This window comes from Kribbella sp. NPDC049227, from assembly GCF_043197265.1.
GTDB lineage: Bacteria > Actinomycetota > Actinomycetes > Propionibacteriales > Kribbellaceae > Kribbella.
The window spans coordinates 217,336-231,561 of sequence record NZ_JBICST010000003.1; the positions used below are offsets into that span (position 1 = coordinate 217,336).

Here is a 14,226-nt window from a genome sequence, read left to right on the forward strand (position 1 = left end):
ACCGTGACGTCAGACGCTCAGGCCGTACGTGATGGCCGTGGGCGGTTCTTCGATGTGGTTGATGTCCGGTGAGCGCTCGTACTCTTCCCACGCGAGCATGCGGTCCAGGTGCCGCCGGATCGGCTCGACCACCTCGGTGACCGTGACATCACGGCCGAGCTCCTTCGACAGCGTGGTGACGTCGGCGTCCGAGATCCCGCACGGCACGATCCGGTCGAACCACGTCAGGTCGTTGTCGCAGTTCAAGGCGAACCCGTGCATCGTGACGCCCTGCGCGACCCGGATCCCGATCGCGGCGATCTTCCGCTCCCGGCCACGGTCGTCGGCCGCCACCCAGACCCCGCTACGACCCTTGACCCGCCCGGTCTTCACCCCGAGCTCGGCGCAGACCGCGATCAGCGCCTCCTCCAGCCGCCGGACGTAGTCCACGACGTACACATGTGAGGCCAGCTTCACGATCGGGTAGCCCACCAGCTGCCCCGGACCGTGCCAGGTGATCTTGCCGCCGCGGTCCACGTCGACCACCGGCGTCCCGTCCAGTGGGCGCTCCTGCGGCTCGGTCCGCTTGCCCGCCGTGTACACCGGTGGGTGCTCGAGCAGGATGACCGTGTCCGATCCGGTGCCCTCGGCAACTTCCGAATGCAGGCGTCGCTGCTCGGCCCACGCGGTCTCGTAGTCCACCGCGCCGGCGCCGAACCCGGCCTCCACATACTTGATAGCCCTCACGTCTTCGAGTGTATGCGGCCCTGATTCCCGCCGTTCGCCACCGTCCACAGGCCGTCCCCGATCGAGCCGTCGTACGGCGGCCGCCGGGGTGTGCTGTGGATAACTTCCGGGGGCCTGGTCGCGATTCGTGCACTCTCTTGGGCATGGACCTCGACGACATCGCCGGCTACAGCCTGCGCCGGAAGCTCGGGTCCGGATCAGCCGGCAGCGTCTGGCAGGTCCGCGACCTGGCCTCCGGCCGCAACGCCGTGCTCAAACGCGTCCCCGTCAGTGCGATCTCAGACCTGGAGGAGCTTCGTGAACAACTCTTCATCCTGCAACGCGTCAGTCATCCCCATCTCGCACGTCTCCTGGAGCTCCGCGAGACCGAATCCGAGTGGCTCCTGTTCGGCCAGTACGTCGCGGCCGGCACCCTCACCAGCCTGCTCGGCCGCCGTGGCGCCCTGTCCACCGGCGAACTGGTCACGCTCCTCAGCCCGCTGGCGGAAGCCCTCGACCACCTTCATCGCTCCGGCCTCACCCACGGCCGAGTCACCGCGCCGAACGTCATGTTCGACTCCGCCGGCCGGCCCGTCCTCACCGACCCCGTCATCCATCCGCACCTCAACCCCGGGGCCAAGTCCCCAGCACCCACCGACGACCTCACCGCTCTGACCCACCTCGCCCATCAGTCCGGCGGCAGCCCTGCCCTCTTCCCACCAACGCTGTTCACCACCGGCGGGACCCGCGACCTCCTGGCCCTCGACGCCCCCGCCCCCATCGACCTCGCCTTCCCCGAGCCGGAGAACGGCCCGGACACCACCAAGCCATCCACCGACGACGATGACCCCGTCCAACGCTCCCGAGGCCCACTGACGCCGTCCCCACCCGATGAATCAGCAACCGACTCCGTGCAACCAACCAGGCCTCAGGTCACCCCACCCAAGCCGCTTCCACGCCTTCCCAAACCCTCTCGCCGCCCCACATCCCGACGCCCCAGGCTCAGCCGCCGAACCGCCGCCGCACCCACGAACCCCCTCGATCGCCTAACGCCCAGGCAACCCGCGTCCGAGCTGCCTGCGCCACCTCCCTCGACACCAACCACGAACTCGTCCGGCCTGCCTCCACCAGGACGTCGCCGACTACGCCGTCGCGTCTGGCGCCGGAGGCACACGTTCTGGCGACGCAGGTTCCCTCACCCTGCGTACGGCGTACTGGCCGCAGCAGGACTCGGCGCCGCGGTCATGCTCGTCGTCGGCCTACTCACAGTCGGGGCACTCGACAACCAACCCACCCCAACAGCCGCCACAGACCCAGCCACACCCTCACCCCAGCAGACCCCGACCCCAGCACCGTCGCAGACCTCAGCTCCAGCGCCCTCGCGGACCTCGACCGCGTCGCCGCAGCCCTCAACACCCTCAAGCCCACCACGCCCGGCTGAGACAGCGGACTGGGTGCGGACTCTGCAAGCTCTGGATGCCCAACGGGCACAGGCGTTCTGGGCTCTGCAGCCGAGCCTTCTCGACAAGATCTACGTACCAGGGAGCAAACCGTGGACCTCCGACCGCGCCCTCATCGTGGCCTACAGCAAACAACAGCTCCGGGTCCGGGGACTCCGCATCCGCATCGACTACACGACCGTGGAGCGCCGCACAACGACGAGTGTCACGCTCCGGACCGTCGACCACCTGATCGCCGGCAGCCTCGTGGACCGTCACGGCACCAGCACCCCACTGCCGCCGGCCATGCCTACGACAAGGCTCATCACCCTCACCACGAACCCCAGCACGCCCGCGTGGCGAATAGCCACGATCACCAACATCTGACGACCAAGGCGCGCTCAACCGCGAGCCGTGCGTCAACTGCTGAGAGCGGCCGACAGCGCAGCGGTGACAGTGGGGTGGTGGAACGTGAAGTTGGTGGACTGGAGGCGCGTCGGGATGGCGCGCTTGCTGCCCAGGAGCTCCCAGACGAATTCACCCAGGACGGCCTTCATCAGGAACCCGGGAATCGGGAAGAGGGCGGGCCGGTGCAATGCGGTAGCCAGGGCCTCCGTGAACTCCAGGTTCGTCACAGGCATCGGCAGCGTGACGTTGACCGGCCCGCTGATCGAGTCGGTCTCGGCGACGTGCCGGACCGCGCGGAGCCAGTCGGTCAGAGAAACCACCGGGAAGTACTGCGTGCCTGGTCCCAGCCGGCCACCCAGACCGAGGCGGAAAGGAAGCGAGATCAACTGAAAGGCTGGAGCCTTGCGATCGAGGACCACGCCCGTACGCAGGGACGCGACGCGGCTGCCGGCTTCGCGGGCGGGTTCGAGCGCGCCCTCCCAGACGCGGACGACGTCGGACAGGAACCCTTCGCCCAGCTCGGAGTCCTCCGTGAGGATGCGGTCTCCACAGTCCATTCCATAGCCGCCCACGCCGCTCTGACTGATGAGGACCGGCCTGCGCTCAAGCTGGGCGGCGACGGAGGCCAACGTCGCGGTCGTACTGACTCGGCTCTCGCGAAGGGTCCGGCGGTACGTCGGAGTCCACGGGCGGCCGATGTTCGCGCCGGCGAGGTTGACCAGGACATCGGGTTCGCCGAGTGCGGCCGGGTCCAGGTCACCGCGCGCCGGGTCCCACCGGATCTCGTCCGGCTTGGCCGGCGGACGACGTACCAGGCGGTGGACCTGGTGGCCGTCGGCGACGAGGTCGCGGGCGAGTGCGGTGCCGAGGAAGCCGGATGCGCCGGCCAGGACGTACTTCATCCAGCGTGCTCCTTCGTCGGGTTCGGCGGTGTTCTGCTGGGTGCTGACAGCGGTGCCCAGGCCCAAACGGGCGTGAACGGAAAAGGCGCCGGTGCTCGCCTCGGGGAGACGGACACCGGCGCCATCAACGGATCAGACGTCGAACTGGGCCTCTTCGAGACGCTGCTTGACGGCGGTCAGGTAGCGGGCCGCGTCGGCGCCATCGACCAGTCGGTGGTCGTAGGTGAGCGCCAGGTAGACCATCTGCCGGATCGCGATCGTCTCGCCGAGCTCCGGGTGGGTGATGACGACCGGGCGCTTGACCACGGCGCCGGTGCCGAGCATGCCGACCTGCGGCTGGTTCAGGATCGGGGTGTCGAACAGCGCGCCCCGGCTGCCGGTGTTGGTGATGGTGAACGTGCCGCCCGCCATCTCGTCCGGCAGCACCTTGTTGTTGCGAGTGCGGTCGGCCAGGTCCGCGATCCGCTTCGCCAGGCCGGCGATGTTCAGGTCCCCGGCGTTGTGCACGACCGGGACCATCAGGCCCTTCTCCACATCCACCGCGATGCCGAGGTGCTCGGCGGCGTGGTAGGTGATCTCGCCCTTCTCCTCGTCGATCGACGCGTTCAGCTTCGGGTACTGCTTCAGCGCGTCGACCGCGGCGAGGGCGAAGAACGGCAGGAAGGACAGCTTGACGCCCTCGCGGGCCTCGAACTCGGCCTTCTTCGCGTTCCGCAGCTTGGCGATCTCGGTGACGTCGACCTCGACCACGGTGGTCAGCTGGGCCGAGACCTTCAGCGAGTTGACCATGTGGGTCGCGATCGCCTTGCGGATCCGGCTCATCTTCTCGGTGGTGCCGCGCAGCGGGCTGATCGGAGCCTTCGCCGCGGGAGCGGCGGCGGCTGCCGGGGCGGCAGCGGGTGCGGCCGCGGCGGCCTTCTTCGCCTCGGCGGCGGCGATCACGTCCTGCTTGCGGATCCGGCCGCCGACGCCGGTGCCCTGGACGGCGTTGAGGTCGACCTGGTGCTCGGCCGCGAGCTTGCGGACGAGCGGGGTGACGTAGTTCGGGCCGTCAGACGACGATCCGTTCGCCGACGAGGCGACCGGAGCAGCGGCAGGAGCCTGAGCCGGGGCGGCCTGCGGGGCCGGCGCGGCAGCCGGCGGCTGAGCAGCGGGAGCCTGGGCGGCCGGTGCCTGAGCAGCCGGAGCCTGAGCAGCCGGTGCGGGTGCAGCGGCCGGAGCTTGAGCGGCCGGCGCGGCCTGCGGTGCCGGGGCAGCCTGCGGTGCGGGCGCGGCCGGGGCCTGCGCTGGTGCCTCGGTCTGGGCCGGTGCCGCGGCGGCGGGAGCGGCGGCGGGTGCGGGGGAGGAGGCCGGGGCGGCGTCGCTGGAGCCGACGATCGCCAGCTCGGCGCCGACCTCGACGGTCTCGTCCTCGGCGACCTTGATCTCGAGCAGCTTGCCCGCGATCGGCGACGGGATCTCGGTGTCGACCTTGTCCGTGGAGACCTCGAGCAGCGGCTCGTCGACCGCCACGTCGTCACCGACCTGCTTCAGCCAGCGGGTGACCGTGCCCTCGGTGACACTCTCGCCGAGCGCCGGCAGCGTCACCGACGTACCGGAGGCGGAGCCACCGCCGGAGGACTGGGCCGGGGCCTCGGCGGCCGGAGCGGCCTCAGCCGGGGCAGCCTGCGGTGCTGGGGCAGCCTGCGGTTCGGGCGCCGCCTCCTCGGCAGGAGCCGGAGCCTCGGCGGCCGGGGCAGCCTCAGCCGGAGCAGCCTCAGCCGGAGCGGTCTCAACCGGGGCAGATTCGGCCGGAGCGGCCTCGGTCTCGGCGGGCGCGGAGTCGGCCGGGGCGGAGCCGGAGCTCTCGCCGGCGTCGCCGATCACCGCGAGCTCGGCGCCGACCTCGACGGTCTCGTCCTCGGCGGCCTTGATCTCCAGCAGGGTGCCGGCCACGGGCGACGGGATCTCGGTGTCGACCTTGTCGGTCGAGACCTCCAGCAGGGGCTCGTCGACGGCAACCGTGTCACCGACCTGCTTGAGCCAGCGGGTGACGGTTCCTTCGGTGACGCTCTCCCCGAGGGCCGGCAGGGATACAGAGGTCGGCATGACGGTCGTTGCTCCTTCGTCTGATCGGTCGAGTGTCAGCCTACGGGGCCGCCGGAGCGAGCGGGATCCGGGTTACAGCGGACGCGCACGCCCCGCGGCCTCAAACCTACTCGGACAGTCCAGTGGCTGCCCGGCCATCTCAATCGTGGAAATGCAGCGCCTTCCCGGCCAGCGCGAGGTGGGCTTCGCCCAGGGCCTCGTTCTGGGTCGGGTGGGCGTGGACCAGCGGTGCGACGTCGGCCGGGTAGGCCTCCCAGTTGCAGATCAGCTGGGCCTCGCCGATGAGTTCGCCGACGCGGGAGCCGACCATGTGCAGGCCGACGACCGCGCCCTCCTTGGCCCGGACGAGCTTCACGAACCCGGAGGTCTTCAGGATCTGGCTCTTGCCGTTCCCGCCGAGCGGGTAGTTCAGCGTCTCGACCTCGCCGTACTTCGCCTTGGCCTGCTCCTCGGTCAGACCGACCGACGCGACCTCCGGCTCGGAGTACGTCACCCGGGGGATGCCGGCCTCGTCGATCGGGGTCGGGTTCAGGCCGGCGATCTGCTCGGCGACGAAGATGCCCTGCTGGAAGCCGCGGTGCGCGAGTTGCAGACCCGGCACGATGTCGCCGACCGCGTACACGCCGGGGACGCTGGTTTGCAACGTCTGGTCGACGGTGACGAAGCCACGGTCGAGCGCGACACCGACTTCCTCGTAGCCGAGACCGGCGGTGTTGGGTCCGCGGCCGACCGCGACGAGCAGCACCTCGGCCTCGATCACCTCGCCGCCCGCGACACTGACCTTGACGCCAGTGTCGGTCACGGCGACGGACTCGAACAGGGTGCCGGTCTTGAAGGCGATCTTGCGCTTGCGGAACGCCCGCTCCAGGGCCTTGCTCGCGTCGGCATCCTCCGCCGGGACGAGCCGGGGCAGTGCCTCGACGATCGTGACCTTGGTACCGAAGGAGGTCCAGGCGGAGGCGAACTCGACGCCGATCACACCGCCACCCAGTACGACGGCGGATTCCGGGACCCGGTCCAGCGTCAGCGCGTGCTCGCTGGCGATCACCCGGTCGCCGTCGAGCTCCAGGCCAGGCAGGGACCGCGAGTACGAGCCAGAGGCAAGGATGACGTTCCTACCGGTGTACGTCGTGTCGCCGACCTGGACCGTGGTGGGGGAGGTGAGGCGGCCTTCGCCCTCGATCACGGTGATGCCGCGGGCCTTCAACTGGCCCTGCAGGCCCTTGAACAGCCGGTCGACGACGCCGTCCTTGTACTTGTTCACCCCGCCCATGTCCACGCCCTCGAGCGTGGTGCGGACCCCGAACTGTTCACCTTCGCGAGCCGAATCGGCCACCTCGGCGGCGTGCAGGAGGGCCTTGGTCGGGATGCACCCGCGGTGCAGACAGGTCCCGCCCACCTTGTCCTTCTCCACCAGAGCGACGGACAGGCCGAGCGTGGCGGCCCGCAGCCCGGCGGCATAGCCACCGCTGCCGCCACCAAGAATCACCAGGTCGTACGTCGTATCGCTGTCTGCCGTGTTCGTCACAGGTTCCTCCGTGGGCATCTGGTCGGCGGGCCGGCCCCGGATCGCGGTTCCGGCCCGGCGACATCTTTTCACCGCCGCGGCCGGGCGCCACCGCCGGGCCGGTCGCAGGGCGTGCCGGTGGGTGCTGGGGTTGTGGAGTTAGGGATACTTTCCCCATGAAGTGGTTCGGTCGCCGGCAGAAGCCGGGCACGATGCGCCGGTCGGAGAATCCGGATCAGGCGCACCTGCGGGAGTTCGCCCAAACCCGCCAGGGCGTCGAGGGGTTCGTCGAGCCGCGTACGGCGGTGACCGAGTACACCCTGCTGCTGGTCGCCATCGACGGCGAGTGGACCCGACGCCGGGTGCCGTCGGTCCAGTGGGCGCACAACTTCGCCAACAAGCTGGGGATCCCGTCGTACGACGCCGCGGTGGTCGGTTACCCGCCTCGCATGCGCGAATACAACGCCCGCATGAAGAAGAACGGCCTGAGCTGAGCAGTAGCTCCGCCATGTAGTCGCGTCACCCCAATTCGCGGATGACTGGCGGGCGGGGATCAGCGGGCCGCGCGGGCTGACCGGCCGTATCGTCTGCTGGGTCGAGCAGCTTGCACCGGCCTGGGATGAGGCGGATGAAGGATCAGCATGAGTTCTTCGCGACCGGCGACCTCGAGTGGACGGACGCGGGTCGAGGCATCGTCGAGAAGGTGCTCAGTCGCGACGACGCGAATGGCGACCTGACCCGGCTGGCCAGATGGGCCCCCGGCACCACATCGGGCGCCGGGGTCATCAGGCACGAGTACGTCGAAGAGGTCTATCTGCTCGAGGGCTCGCTGACCGATCTCACCCTCGAGCAGACCTTCGGCCCCGGCGACTACGCCTGCAGGCCGCCGGGGATGCCGCACGGCCCGTACACAACGGCCGACGGCTGCACCATGCTCGAGATCCGCTACTCAGCTCGCTGAGGCGGCCAGTTCCACCAGCGTGCGCACGGCGTACCCGGTGCCGCCGGTGGGGGTGTAGCCGGACGCACCGCCGTCGTTGAAGGCCGGGCCGGCCACGTCGAGGTGCACCCAGTCGATGCCCTCAGCAACGAAGTCGCCGAGGAACGCGGCCGCGGCCAGCGCGCCGCCCCACGGCTCACCGGTGATGTTGGCCAGGTCGGCGACCTTGGAGTGCGACTTCAGCTTGTCCAGCATCTCGGCCGGGATCGGCAGCGGCCACATCGCCTCGCCGGCGGTGATCGCGGCGTCGACCACCCGGTCCCGCGCGGTGTCGGTGTTCGCGAACGCGCCGGCCACCTTGGTGCCCAGGGCAACGACGCAGGCGCCGGTCAGGGTGGCCACGTCGATGATCAGGTCAGGCTCGTCCTCGGACGCGCGGACCAGTGCGTCGCCGAGCACGAGCCGGCCCTCGGCGTCGGTGTTCAGCACCTCGACGGTCTTGCCGCCGTACATGGTCAGTACGTCGGACGGGCGGGCCGCGGACCCGGACGGCATGTTCTCGGCCATCGCGGCGTACGCGGTCACCTGGACCGGCAGCCCGAGGCGCGCGATCGCGACGGTCGCACCGATCACCGCGGCGGCGCCGGCCATGTCGGACTTCATGCTGACCATGCCGGTGGAGGTCTTCAGCGACAGGCCGCCGGAGTCGAAGGTGATGCCCTTGCCGACGAAGGCCAGGTGCGTCACCGGCTTCTTCGGCGTGTAGCTCAGCCGGACCAGCCGCGGCGGATTCGTCGAGCCCTGGCCGACGCCGAGGATGCCGCCGTACCCGCCCTTGGCCAGGGCCTTCTCGTCCAGCACCTCGACCTTCACGCCGTACTCCTTGCCGAGCTTCAGCGCCTGCGCGGCGAACTCGACCGGGTGCAGGTCCGACGGCGGGGTGTTGACCCAGTCGCGCACCTGGTGCACCGCGTCGGCGGTCACCTCGGCCCGCTCGAGCGCGGCCTTGGCCTCCTTCGTCCGGGCCAGGTCGGTGAGCACGACGATGTTGCCGGGGACGTCGGACGGGCTCTCCGACTTGTACGCCGTGAACGAATAGCGGCCGAGCAGTGCGCCCTCGGCGACCGCGCGGATGCACTCGGCGTCCGGCGTCGGCAGCGCGAGAGCGACGGACTGGGCCGTCTTCGCGGCGCGTACGCCGGCGCCGGCCGCGGCCCGCAGGTCCTCGGTCTTCAGTTCGCCGTCGGGGGCCGCGCCGAGACCGACCGCGATCAGGCCGGGCGACTTGCCCGGCTTCGGGCCGGGCACCTTGGTGACCTCACCGGCTTTGCCGGTGGCGCCGAGGTCGGACAGCACCTCCACCAGCTTCCCGCCGTACGCGGCGTTCAGCGACTCGGTGCCGGCGGGCAGGGTCACGCCGCCGCCGAGTTTGACCACGCCGATGACCACGGCGTCGGTCTTGACACCGGCCGCATCGGACTTGCTCAGGGTGATGGTGCTCACGAAATCCTCAGTCCTCCTTGACCGCGCCGGGCAGACGGCCGGCCGTGACGGTACGTGAATGCTGCCTCCGCATGCTACGCGTCGGGTAAGTTCCGCTCCATGACCGCGTCAGCCGAATTGAAGAAGTCCCCGTTGCACGAGCGTCACGTCGCGCTCGGCGCCAAGTTCGCCGAGTTCGGTGGCTGGGAGATGCCGCTGGAGTACGGCGGTGTCGTCGCCGAGCACACCGCGGTGCGTACCTCTGTCGGGGTCTTCGACGTGAGCCATCTGGGCAAGGCGACAGTGAAGGGGCCGGGCGCAGCGGCGTACGTGAACTCCTGCCTGACCAACGACCTCGGCAAGATCGCGCCGGGACAGGCGCAGTACACACTGTGCTGCAACGAGCGCGGGGGAGTGGTCGACGACCTGATCGCCTACCTGCATGCCGACGACGACGTGTTCCTGATCCCGAACGCGGCCAACACCGCCGAGGTGGTTCGGCTGCTGCAGGCGGACGCGCCGGAGGGCGTCGTGGTGACCAACACTCACGACGACTACGCGATCCTCGCGGTGCAGGGGACCAACAGCGACGACGTGGTGTCCGCCATCGGTCTGCCGATCGGCCACGACTACATGTCGTTCACGACGGCCGAGTTCGCCGGTACGCCGGTCGTGGTCTGCCGCACCGGTTACACGGGCGAACGCGGATACGAGCTCGTCGTACCGAACCAGGCCGCGGTTGCGGTGTTCGACGCGTTGCTGGCGGCCGGAGCGCCGTACGGGATCCTTCCGGCCGGACTGGGTGCCCGGGACACGCTGCGGACCGAGATGGGGTACCCGCTGCACGGCCAGGACATCACTCCGGACATCACCCCTGTGCAGGCGCGGTCCGGCTGGGCCGTGGGGTGGAAGAAGGAGCACTTCTGGGGAGACGAGGCGCTGCGCGCGGAGAAGGAGCGTGGACCGGCCCGGATCCTGCGCGGACTGCGCGCCGCCGGGCGAGGGATCCCGCGGCCGCACATGACCGTGCTGGACCAGTCCGGCACCACTCTCGGCGAGGTGACGTCCGGGACGTTCTCACCGACGCTGAAGAAGGGCATCGCGCTGGCGCTGCTCGACGCGACGGTGAAGGAAGGCGACCAGGTGGTCGTCGACATCCGCGGCCGGCAGGAGACCTTCGATGTGGTCAGGCCGCCCTTCGTCACCGTCCACGTACGGGAGAGCTGAGTTCGTCAGCCCCAATCCCAGCCCCGAGTCATGGCCATCAAGAGGGGCTACGCGAACTGCGCCTCGCATTCGGTGTCCTGGTCGAACACCTGCATGCAACAGGGCAGCTACGTCGATCTTCCCGATCCGGCCGGTTCACAGAAGTACGTCGTACTCGTCGAGGCGCGCCGGCAGGACACCGGGGCGACGCTCGACCACCTGCTCGCGACCGAGTACTGGTGATCGTCTGAGCGGGCGCTGAACAGCGTCAGTGTCGTCCTCCGGCCGATGGCCGGGGGACGACGCGTTCGTGGAGGGACAGAGCCCGGGCGACCGGGAGCCGGGGCCGAATTCAGTACGCAGCGTGACGAACACGAGAACGCCGGTTGCGGTGACAGTCTGTCATAAGTTGGCACAAATTGGTCGCTGGCTGGACTGTGCCGACGCGTTTTGCGAATGATTGGACACAAAGGGTGACGGATCGGGGCAAATGTTCCGTTCCGGTACCCGTTCCGGTAACGATTTGTGCACTGGTGCCGGGCACCGCTGGTTTGGTGTCACAGTGTCAGGCAGGCTTGCGCCCGGTTGTGGGGGATCGGCGCTGTCAAGGGGATTTGACGTAGCCGCCCACAGAGCAAAGGCTCGGCACGATATCCACCCGATATGTGCCGGATCAACAGACCGAATCCGGTTGACAGAGCTGACGGAGCGCGAATGAGTATTGGGTCACCAGACTCGACCGTAGGTGTCGAGGACCACCCGGCGTCGGCGGAACCGGTACGGACCGCAGCGACGCCGCACGGCAAGTCGCCGAGCCGGATCGCGTTCGACCGCCTGCGCAAGGACCGGGTCGCGGTGACCTGCGCTTGCGTGGTCGTGTTCTTCATCCTGGTTGCGGTGTTCGCGCCAGTGCTGGCCCACATCGAGGGGCAGAACTACAGCACCTTCCACACCGACCTGGTCGACGAGTACGGCTTCCCGACCATCGCCTCGACCGCCGAGCACTGGTTCGGCATCGAGCCGAAGACCGGCCGCGACAACTTCGCCCGCTGGGTGTACGGCGCTCGTCCGTCGCTGATCATCGCCTTCCTGGCCACCCTGTTCGGCACTGTCGTGGGTGTCGTGATGGGTCTGCTGGCCGGCTTCCTCGGCGGCTGGGTGGACCGTGTGATCTCGTGGCTGATCGACTTCGTCCTGAGCCTGCCGTACCTGCTGTTCGCGATCGCGCTGGTGCCGATCGTCGAGTCGATGCGGGGCGGTTCGTTCAACCTGTCGCCGCAGGAACAGGCGCAGATCAGGTTCTACGTGCTGATCTTCGTCCTGTCGTTCTTCGGCTGGGCAGGCCTGGCCCGGATCATCCGTGGTGAGGTCCTGTCGCTTCGCGAGCGTGAGTTCGTGCTCGCGGCCAAGGCGATCGGGGTCCCGACCCGGCAGGTCCTGTTCAAGGAGCTGCTGCCCAACCTGGTCGCACCGATCGTCATCTCGGCCTCGCTGTCACTGCCCGCATATGTGACCGCGGAAGCCGGTCTCTCGTTCCTCGGCGTCGGACTGGTCGAGCCGATCCCCTCGTGGGGTCAGACCATCGCCGTGGCCACAAACTGGTTCAAGGCCGACCCGATCTACCTCTGGTTGCCAGTGGTCGGAATCACCGCTCTGGTGCTTTCCCTGGCCCTGCTCGGAGATGCGATCCGGGACGCCTTCGACCCCAAGACTCGCCGGTAGTTCGGCGATTGCCCCAGCGGCAGAAAAGGAGAAACCCGACCATGCAGTGGAAACGGATCACCGCAGTCGCGGCGACGGTCATGTTGGCCGCCGTGGCCTGTGGCAGCCCGTCCTCGAACAGCGGAAACAACAGTGGTGGGCAGGGCAACCTGGGTGGCGCCCAGGAGAAGGCGACTGACGCCACTGCGAAGGGCCCGGCCGCGGAAGTCGACGGAGCGAAGAAGGGTGGCACCGTCACGGTGCTGTCCGACGTCACGCCGGACACCTTCGACCCGACGAACATCTACTACACCGACGGAAACCAGATCAGCAAGCTGTTCTTCCGTACGCTGACCCAGTACCGGCTGGACGGTGACAGCCACAAGCCGGTGCTCGTCCCGGACCTCGCCGAGGACCTGGGCACCAAGTCGGCCGACGGTCTGACCTGGACCTTCAAGCTGAAGAAGGGCATCAAGTACCAGGACGGCACGGAGGTGAAGGCCGCCGACTACGCGTACGCGATCAAGCGCTCCTTCGCTCACGACCTGTACGACGCCGGACCGACGTACCAGATCCAGTTCTTCAAGGACGGCGAGACCTACAAGGGCCCGTACGGCGCCGGTGGCGCGAACTACGCGGGTGTCGAGACGCCGGATGACAGCACGCTGGTCATCCACCTGGCGAAGAAGTTCGACGACCTGCCGTTCTACGTCGCATTCCCGATGTTCACGCCGATCCCGCAGGCGAAGGACACGCAGAAGAACTACGAGCAGCGCCCGATGTCGACCGGCCCGTACAAGGTCGACTCCTACGTTCCGGGCACCGAGCTCAAGCTGTCGAAGAACCCGAGCTGGGACCCGAACACCGACCCGGTGCGGCACCAGTACGTGGACGCCTGGGACTTCAAGTTCGCCCAGGACACCATCAAGGCTCAGCGTCAGGTCCTGGCCAGCTCCGGCCCGGACGCGAACGCGCTGAACTACTCCAACCTGGACGTCTCGCTGCTTCCTGAGGTCAAGGACCAGTCGCAGCTCGTCAAGGGTGAGTCGCCGTGCACCATCACCTACCCGATGGACACCCGGAAGATCCCGCTCGAGGTCCGCAAGCTGATCGCGAAGGCCTTCCCGTACGACTCGTGGCGCAAGGTCGCGGGTCTGACCCCGGCCGACGCCATCCCGGCGTCGACGATCCTGCCGCCGGCCGTCCCGGGCTTCGAGAAGTACGAACTGCCGGGTCTGAACGGCACCGGTAAGGGCGCCGAGGACGACGCGGTGGCCGCCGAGGTCAAGTCCGAGCTGGCCAAGCTGGGCAAGGCGAACTTCGAGCTCAGCTGGTACTTCTCGATCGACGACCCGATCTCGACCCAGGTCAGCCAGCTGCGTCAGCAGGTCTTCGAGAAGGCCGGTTTCAAGGTGAAGCCGATCGGTGTCCCGAAGGCGAAGCTCCGCACGTTCGTCGGCAACCAGGACGCACCGGTCAACATCGGCAAGACGCCGACCGGTTGGTGCTCCGACTGGCCGTCCGGTTCCAGCTGGTTCCCGGTTCTGTTCCGCTCCGACGCGATTGCCCTGGGCAACAGCATCGGCCAGCTGCAGGACAAGGCGCTGGACGCCAAGATCGACGCAGTGTCGGCGAAGACTCCGGACGAGCAGCTGAAGGAGTGGAAGAACATCGACAAGGACATCCTGGAGAACTACCTCCCGGCCCTGCCGCTGTACTACTCCGGTACGAACTCGCCGATCGGCAAGAACATCGGGCACGCCATCAACGACCCGACACAGGGTCTGCCCGAGTTCACCTCGATCTACCTGAAGCAGCCCTGATCGAGGCCCGTTCTGAAGCAGTAGT

Annotated in this window: 12 protein-coding genes; 7 read left to right on the forward strand and 5 right to left on the reverse strand. The window is 68.6% G+C overall.

Going from position 1 to position 14,226, the window contains the following annotated elements:
• Positions 1 to 9: 9 nt before the first annotated feature.
• The gene (gene lipB, locus ACGFH6_RS13435; protein ID WP_393383373.1) at positions 10 to 726 is read right to left on the reverse strand and encodes a lipoyl(octanoyl) transferase LipB; all 717 of its coding nucleotides are present in this window, start codon (positions 724 to 726) and stop codon (positions 10 to 12) included.
• 143 nt (positions 727 to 869) lie between these two features.
• Between lipB and ACGFH6_RS13440 the strand changes: the two genes are divergently transcribed.
• Positions 870 to 2,531, forward strand: coding sequence for a protein kinase (locus tag ACGFH6_RS13440; RefSeq protein ID WP_393383375.1), 1,662 nt, complete (start codon positions 870 to 872; stop codon positions 2,529 to 2,531).
• Between the two features lie 32 nt (positions 2,532 to 2,563).
• On the opposite strand, the gene ACGFH6_RS13445 is transcribed toward ACGFH6_RS13440, so the two are convergent.
• From ACGFH6_RS13445 to lpdA, 3 genes are all read right to left on the reverse strand, one after another.
• A complete protein-coding gene (locus ACGFH6_RS13445; protein ID WP_393383377.1) occupies positions 2,564 to 3,454 on the reverse strand; it encodes a TIGR01777 family oxidoreductase in 891 nt (296 codons plus the stop codon).
• Between the two features lie 132 nt (positions 3,455 to 3,586).
• Entirely contained in the window at positions 3,587 to 5,542 is a 1,956-nt protein-coding gene (sucB, locus tag ACGFH6_RS13450; RefSeq protein WP_393383379.1) for a 2-oxoglutarate dehydrogenase, E2 component, dihydrolipoamide succinyltransferase, read from the reverse strand.
• A gap of 139 nt (positions 5,543 to 5,681) precedes the next feature.
• A complete protein-coding gene (gene lpdA / locus ACGFH6_RS13455; RefSeq protein ID WP_393383381.1) occupies positions 5,682 to 7,070 on the reverse strand; it encodes a dihydrolipoyl dehydrogenase in 1,389 nt (462 codons plus the stop codon).
• A 155-nt stretch (positions 7,071 to 7,225) separates the two neighbouring features.
• Between lpdA and ACGFH6_RS13460 the strand changes: the two genes are divergently transcribed.
• Together ACGFH6_RS13460 and ACGFH6_RS13465 are read left to right on the forward strand one after the other, a co-directional pair.
• Positions 7,226 to 7,543 carry a hypothetical protein gene (locus ACGFH6_RS13460; RefSeq protein WP_131350737.1) on the forward strand — a complete coding sequence of 106 codons (318 nt, stop codon included), beginning with the start codon at positions 7,226 to 7,228 and terminating at the stop codon, positions 7,541 to 7,543.
• Positions 7,544 to 7,677: 134 nt separating this feature from the next.
• Positions 7,678 to 8,010, forward strand: coding sequence for a cupin domain-containing protein (locus ACGFH6_RS13465; protein WP_393383384.1), 333 nt, complete (start codon positions 7,678 to 7,680; stop codon positions 8,008 to 8,010).
• On the opposite strand, the gene ACGFH6_RS13470 is transcribed toward ACGFH6_RS13465, so the two are convergent.
• Positions 7,999 to 9,492, reverse strand: a complete 1,494-nt coding sequence (locus ACGFH6_RS13470) for a leucyl aminopeptidase (protein ID WP_393383386.1) — start codon at positions 9,490 to 9,492, stop codon at positions 7,999 to 8,001. The two genes, ACGFH6_RS13465 and ACGFH6_RS13470, sit on opposite strands and share 12 nt — an antisense overlap.
• Before the next feature lie 99 nt (positions 9,493 to 9,591).
• Between ACGFH6_RS13470 and gcvT the strand changes: the two genes are divergently transcribed.
• The 4 genes from gcvT (at position 9,592) to ACGFH6_RS13490 (ending at position 14,201) form a co-directional block, all read left to right on the forward strand.
• A complete protein-coding gene (gene gcvT / locus ACGFH6_RS13475) occupies positions 9,592 to 10,698 on the forward strand; it encodes a glycine cleavage system aminomethyltransferase GcvT (RefSeq protein ID WP_393383388.1) in 1,107 nt (368 codons plus the stop codon).
• 30 nt (positions 10,699 to 10,728) lie between these two features.
• The gene (locus tag ACGFH6_RS13480) at positions 10,729 to 10,920 is read left to right on the forward strand and encodes a hypothetical protein (RefSeq protein WP_393383390.1); all 192 of its coding nucleotides are present in this window, start codon (positions 10,729 to 10,731) and stop codon (positions 10,918 to 10,920) included.
• Positions 10,921 to 11,391: 471 nt separating this feature from the next.
• Positions 11,392 to 12,399 carry an ABC transporter permease gene (locus ACGFH6_RS13485; RefSeq protein WP_393383391.1) on the forward strand — a complete coding sequence of 336 codons (1,008 nt, stop codon included), beginning with the start codon at positions 11,392 to 11,394 and terminating at the stop codon, positions 12,397 to 12,399.
• 41 nt (positions 12,400 to 12,440) lie between these two features.
• Positions 12,441 to 14,201, forward strand: a complete 1,761-nt coding sequence (locus ACGFH6_RS13490) for an ABC transporter substrate-binding protein (RefSeq protein WP_393383393.1) — start codon at positions 12,441 to 12,443, stop codon at positions 14,199 to 14,201.
• Positions 14,202 to 14,226: the final 25 nt, after the last annotated feature.

Coding starts and splice junctions, on each gene's coding strand:
- ACGFH6_RS13480 (WP_393383390.1), top strand. CDS start 10,729: ATGGCCATCAAGAGGGGCTACGCGAACTGCGCCTCGCATTCGGTGTCC.
- ACGFH6_RS13490 (WP_393383393.1), top strand. CDS start 12,441: ATGCAGTGGAAACGGATCACCGCAGTCGCGGCGACGGTCATGTTGGCC.
- sucB (WP_393383379.1), bottom strand. CDS start 5,542: ATGCCGACCTCTGTATCCCTGCCGGCCCTCGGGGAGAGCGTCACCGAA.
- ACGFH6_RS13445 (WP_393383377.1), bottom strand. CDS start 3,454: ATGAAGTACGTCCTGGCCGGCGCATCCGGCTTCCTCGGCACCGCACTC.
- ACGFH6_RS13485 (WP_393383391.1), top strand. CDS start 11,392: ATGAGTATTGGGTCACCAGACTCGACCGTAGGTGTCGAGGACCACCCG.
- ACGFH6_RS13465 (WP_393383384.1), top strand. CDS start 7,678: ATGAAGGATCAGCATGAGTTCTTCGCGACCGGCGACCTCGAGTGGACG.
- ACGFH6_RS13460 (WP_131350737.1), top strand. CDS start 7,226: ATGAAGTGGTTCGGTCGCCGGCAGAAGCCGGGCACGATGCGCCGGTCG.
- ACGFH6_RS13440 (WP_393383375.1), top strand. CDS start 870: ATGGACCTCGACGACATCGCCGGCTACAGCCTGCGCCGGAAGCTCGGG.
- gcvT (WP_393383388.1), top strand. CDS start 9,592: ATGACCGCGTCAGCCGAATTGAAGAAGTCCCCGTTGCACGAGCGTCAC.